Source organism: Desulfovibrio sp. SGI.102 (assembly GCF_050314315.1).
Taxonomy (GTDB): domain Bacteria; phylum Desulfobacterota; class Desulfovibrionia; order Desulfovibrionales; family Desulfovibrionaceae; genus Desulfovibrio.
This window is the reverse complement of record NZ_JBNPNC010000096.1, coordinates 1-4,532: the sequence shown is the minus strand read 5'-3', so window position 1 is coordinate 4,532 and position 4,532 is coordinate 1. Positions and strand designations below refer to the sequence as shown.

Genomic DNA, 4,532 nt, shown 5'->3' with positions numbered 1-4,532 from the left:
ACCACTCAATTATGTCGACAAGGATGGTCGTTACCTTCTCAAATATCCTGATGGACATATTGAGGAAGCTCAGCTTCCGAAATACAGAGCAGAAGGTGAGTAGATGCCGAAACTTTTATGCGTGTGCGGAGCCTGCCATGATAATTCAGACAAGCAATATATAGTGGACTAATGGGATGTCCGGCATACATCTTGCTATACAAGTTTTCTCCAAAGGATACAGGCCAAAGCAAGGTAAGAAAAGGCAGAGGGTGAAGGTTGCGGAACGAGGTAACGAAAAGCCGGGCTTTCGCCCGGCCTAGGTAAAAGGCTACGCAGCCTTGCTGGTTATCAGGGTATCAGTTTTGCGTCGGCGCGCAAATTTTGTCACGGCAAACCAGGGCACGTCCGTCAACTCATTGCCCTGCTTGACAAAATCATACAAGGCAAAAAACACGGCTTCCTTCACAGGGCTACTTTTCATTTTGCTCATGACAGCCGAATCGTGCAGCATTGCCTCAAAGACCTCCTTCATGATTTTGCCTCCATCTGTTTTTGGATTTCAATCCAGTTGCGGTACAATTTAACGGAGTACCGATCCGCGTAGTTTTTTGCCAAATAGTTGGCAAAATTTACTAAAATAGTATAGATTGGGGCTCGTTCATTCCAAATTTTGATCATGCCACGCTGTTCCAGTGGCTTTTCAAGAAAATGATCGAAAATTTGGGCAATGATAGCAATGATTTTTTCAAGCTGCCGGGAGATGACGGCGTAATTTTCGCCTTCCTGGACGTCAATTTCAGGGGCCAACAGAATTGACATATTCTTGTATGCCCTGACGGCATCACGCTTTTCAAACAGGGCAAGAATTTTGCTTTGCTCGTCCTTAACGGCATAGCAGTCAATACGGGGTTCCTCGCTGTAGTCAAGGAATTGGAGGATCTCACTGTTGGAGACCCCTTCTTTTCACCACAGGTCGAGGGTCTCGTTAAGTTCTTGCTCGGACAGCTCAACTACCTGCATCTCGTCCGCCATTTTGTGCTCCTGAATTAAATGCTTTGAAAATCAGGAAGTGTGGAAACACTTGTCACAGACCATTAGTATATATTCTTTTTCAAAAAAGAGAAGTACAAGGGTGAAAAATATATCTTGAAATTTCAATATGTTAATCAAAAAGTTTTCTCTATTCTCATTTTTCGTGCGGGAAAGGTGTGACTCGTTGCCCGCAATAGGGCAATAAGAGGATGTCCGGCATTCAGACCTCTGCCAGTGCACTCAGAACGGATCGTACCACTCATCCTCGCCGGGCCATGACGCCAATCTTTGAAATATTTCCAATAATTTCTCCATGCCGAGGTCTTGATGTGTCGCCCATGAATGGTTTGAACCAGAATAACGGTGGCGATGTCCCGGAGTACATCGATATCGCCAAAGGGCTGTGGCCCCTGTTCCTGGCAGGATTTGCCGTCGCCATCGCAACCGGTGCCACGCATGTGAAGAAGGGATACCTGCAGCGGAACAAACTGAGTATCGCCCTGAATATCATCCTGTCTTCCGCCGTGTCATCAGCCATCTCCCTGGGGTTCGCGCTGCTTGCCCCTCTTTTTTACCCGGGCATCACCGCCGATATGAAGCTTGGTATCGTACTCGTCATCAACGGCATCGGCTTGAAGCTGTTCGACGTCTATATGCGAAAGAAGCACGGGCTCCAGGTCGTCGACTTGTCAGATACAGCCGATATCCACGAGCTCCGGAAGAGCATGACACCAGAGCAACGCCGGCTGCATGCCCAGGACTGCCCATTCAAAGGCAGCGAATGCTGCGACGGCACGAACCAAAGCTGCACCTTCCAGTCAGATGGCTTGCAAACGGTCACCACCGAAGGCAAAAAAATCTGAGCACCCGTCCCGGTGTGCGGATCAAAGTTTCGGACGTCGATATTTCGGCGTCCTTTTCTTTTTTGTGCGCAAGGCGCGAGGTTCCGCAGGCCACGTCTCGAGCTGTTTTTCTCAAGCGTCCTTCAACATCCCCCGGATGCTTTCGAGAGCTGCCGCTGCCTCCTGGGCAGAGAGCTCACCACGGGCATGTTTGGCCTTCACCTCGCGCTCCAGTTCATCAAGATGCTCAAGGAAACTTTTTGCGGATTTTTCCATTCTGGGGGCTCCTTTCATGTGTCTGTTTGAAACATACTGAATCGTTTGGAATTTTATTTAGGGAATCAGCCAGGGAATCGTTAAAGGATGTATTTAAATAACTATTTCCGGCACAAAATCAGGAACCTGTAGAGGTTCGTTCACCGATCCTTCTATAGTATATTGCCTGAAATACCTCGACAGTTCATCCCTGCCGGAATTGACACGAACACCTTTGTCAGCGTACTCGCTTGGTTCAAAGGAGTACGGCATGGCAAAAATCATCTCGATCGCCACCCAGAAAGGGGGCGTTGGCAAAACGACAACGGCTGTCAACCTCGCGCATGCGCTGAGCAAGAAACCGCTCGATAAAAAAGTTCTCGTCGTTGACCTCGACCCGCAGGCCAACGCCTCGCTCATCCTGGGAACGGAATATCCGGACAATCAAAAAATCACCGCCGTCGATCTCTTCATGAACGACGAGCATACCTTCTCTTCCTGCGTCGTTCCGACCAAGTATGAGAATGTCGATCTCATCGCTTCGAACATCAACCTGTTCTCCTGCGGTGAGCAGATAGGCTGCAACAACAGGGCGTCCATCATGACCCTCAAGAGCAGGCTCGATGCCGGTGTCCTTGCAAAATATGACTACATCATCCTGGACTGCCCGCCCAACCTCGGCGGTCCCTTCGTGCTGAATGCCATGGTCATTTCCGACCATTTCATCCTCCCCATCGAAGGCTCGTCCATGTTCGCCATGACAGGTGTGGAGCAGTTCCTCGACGCCGTCTACACCGTCAAGGAATTCGCCCCTGAACAGATGAACCTGCTTGGGGTCCTGCTTACACGCTACGAAGCGCGGACCAACGCCTCGAAGGCCGTTGAGGAACTCACGACGGAACGCTTTGGCGCCAAGGTGTTCGGGACGAAGATCCGTCGCAGCACCGCGGTCGACCAGGCCGGGCTGCTGTGCCGCACCATTATCGATTTTGATCCCAAAAACCAGGTAGCCGTCGACTACACGAACCTGGCCAGTGAAGTCGAGTCCCGCATGGCTGCCGCTGATGCCGTGCGTGGAGGCAGAGATGGCAGGTAACAACTTCAAGGAATCGCTGAAGAGCCAGTTCCGTGACGCTTTTGGCGAACAGCCGCGCCATCTGGCAACCCGTCCTGCTCCGGAAGTCATCAGACCCGGAGAGGAAGAGCCTCATAGGGATATGGCGAAGGGACTTGGGGAGGATTCCACAGAGGTGAAGCCCGCTCCTTCCGAAACCATGTCCGGCACCGCACCGCGAGCCGAAGCAGTGTACACGGCTTCCCCAAAGGCTGAGGGACACGCCAGTGAGATACTGGCTGTACACCCGAAAGAGCCTGAAGGGGGAAGTTGTGAAAAGCGTGTGGCAGAGCATCGCTGCGATATCGAGGACTTCCTCAGAGCTTCGCCGGAGGAGCAGCTCTGCTACAGCCTTGGTGAGCAGATGACGGCCATCCTCAAGCATCTGCTTTCCATGCCCAAGCCGTGGATCAACCTGACGAACGCCACGATCATCAATGAGTCCGGGACCCGGGTGCCGACGGAGTCAGTACGCACCCTGTTCCGTATCCTGCAGGATAAAGGATTCATTCTGAGCCGCCGGCGCGCCGATATCGGGACATACCGCGGCGTTGCCTATGTACTGAATCCGAAGCTGTGCGAGATCTTCTGTTCCATGCACGGTATCGGCATGCCTGAATGGATCTTTGACAAGGCACCGGCTATCGGCCAGGGAAAAGCCACGGCAAGGAAAGCCGGCCGTTCCAGAACGTCCGATGCGAAGTATGAGGAGCTGGCCAGACAAAATGAGGAGCTGCGCCGGCAGCTGGCTTTGCTGCAGGAACATCTGGCCAGGCTGACTGAAAACAATGCAGGCTGATATAGCTTCAGCACGGCGTGGACTTGCGATGTCCGCTGTTCGCCAGTTTTCAAAAACGGCGTATCGCATTTGTTATAAGACTATGAAAGATACGATGTAGGACCGCATTCAGCAGGTCTTCAGTAGGCCCCCCTGACGTCTTGTCAGGGGGGCTTTGTTTTTCAGGAAAAACAAAAACAAACTAAATAAAAGGAGAAATCTCAATGTGTATTAATTCTTTTGAAGAATGTGGCAAAAGAAATGAAATCTTCACTGCCGAAATTGAAAAAATTTGTGCTGAATCCACGAATTATGGCGAAGCATATCATGAAGTGGCCTCAAAGACAGTGAGTCTTATAAATGATCTCGGGAAGTTTGCCATGGAACACCCTGGGCACAAGGGGGATATCACTGTCATGATAGCAAAGACAGCTGCCTTCAGCATTAGCAAAATTGGCAGATTGCATATCAAGGAAAAGATAGGCAAGTAGGCGATAAAAACAAAGGGTGCCGCCGCGAATATGCTCAG

At 51.0% G+C, this 4,532-nt stretch carries 7 protein-coding genes; 4 read left to right on the top strand and 3 right to left on the bottom strand.

Annotated features, from left to right (window positions below; translation table 11 throughout):
- Window positions 1–310 precede the first annotated feature (310 nt).
- Together ACQRCJ_RS12080 and ACQRCJ_RS12075 are read right to left on the bottom strand one after the other, a co-directional pair.
- Window positions 311–514 carry a hypothetical protein gene (locus ACQRCJ_RS12080; protein WP_427799903.1) on the bottom strand — a complete coding sequence of 68 codons (204 nt, stop codon included), beginning with the start codon at window positions 512–514 and terminating at the stop codon, window positions 311–313.
- Window positions 511–801 (bottom strand): hypothetical protein, encoded by a 291-nt coding sequence (locus ACQRCJ_RS12075; protein WP_427799902.1) that lies wholly within the window; start codon window positions 799–801, stop codon window positions 511–513. The genes ACQRCJ_RS12080 and ACQRCJ_RS12075 overlap by 4 nt, the downstream gene beginning before the upstream one ends.
- A gap of 551 nt (window positions 802–1,352) precedes the next feature.
- On the opposite strand from ACQRCJ_RS12075, the gene ACQRCJ_RS12070 reads away from it, so the two are divergent.
- Window positions 1,353–1,877, top strand: a complete 525-nt coding sequence (locus ACQRCJ_RS12070; RefSeq protein ID WP_427799901.1) for a hypothetical protein — start codon at window positions 1,353–1,355, stop codon at window positions 1,875–1,877.
- A 111-nt stretch (window positions 1,878–1,988) separates the two neighbouring features.
- Here ACQRCJ_RS12070 and ACQRCJ_RS12065 read toward each other — a convergent pair whose 3' ends face one another.
- Window positions 1,989–2,132 (bottom strand): hypothetical protein, encoded by a 144-nt coding sequence (locus ACQRCJ_RS12065; protein WP_303995336.1) that lies wholly within the window; start codon window positions 2,130–2,132, stop codon window positions 1,989–1,991.
- A gap of 250 nt (window positions 2,133–2,382) precedes the next feature.
- Here ACQRCJ_RS12065 and ACQRCJ_RS12060 point away from each other — a divergent pair, with 250 nt between their 5' ends.
- From ACQRCJ_RS12060 to ACQRCJ_RS12050, 3 genes are all read left to right on the top strand, one after another.
- On the top strand, window positions 2,383–3,207 hold the full coding sequence (locus ACQRCJ_RS12060; RefSeq protein ID WP_427799900.1) for a ParA family protein: 825 nt from the start codon (window positions 2,383–2,385) through the stop codon (window positions 3,205–3,207).
- Window positions 3,197–4,024, top strand: a complete 828-nt coding sequence (locus ACQRCJ_RS12055) for a hypothetical protein (RefSeq protein ID WP_427799899.1) — start codon at window positions 3,197–3,199, stop codon at window positions 4,022–4,024. The genes ACQRCJ_RS12060 and ACQRCJ_RS12055 overlap by 11 nt, the downstream gene beginning before the upstream one ends.
- Before the next feature lie 203 nt (window positions 4,025–4,227).
- Window positions 4,228–4,494 (top strand): hypothetical protein, encoded by a 267-nt coding sequence (locus tag ACQRCJ_RS12050; RefSeq protein ID WP_427799898.1) that lies wholly within the window; start codon window positions 4,228–4,230, stop codon window positions 4,492–4,494.
- The last annotated feature ends 38 nt before the right edge of the window (window positions 4,495–4,532 follow it).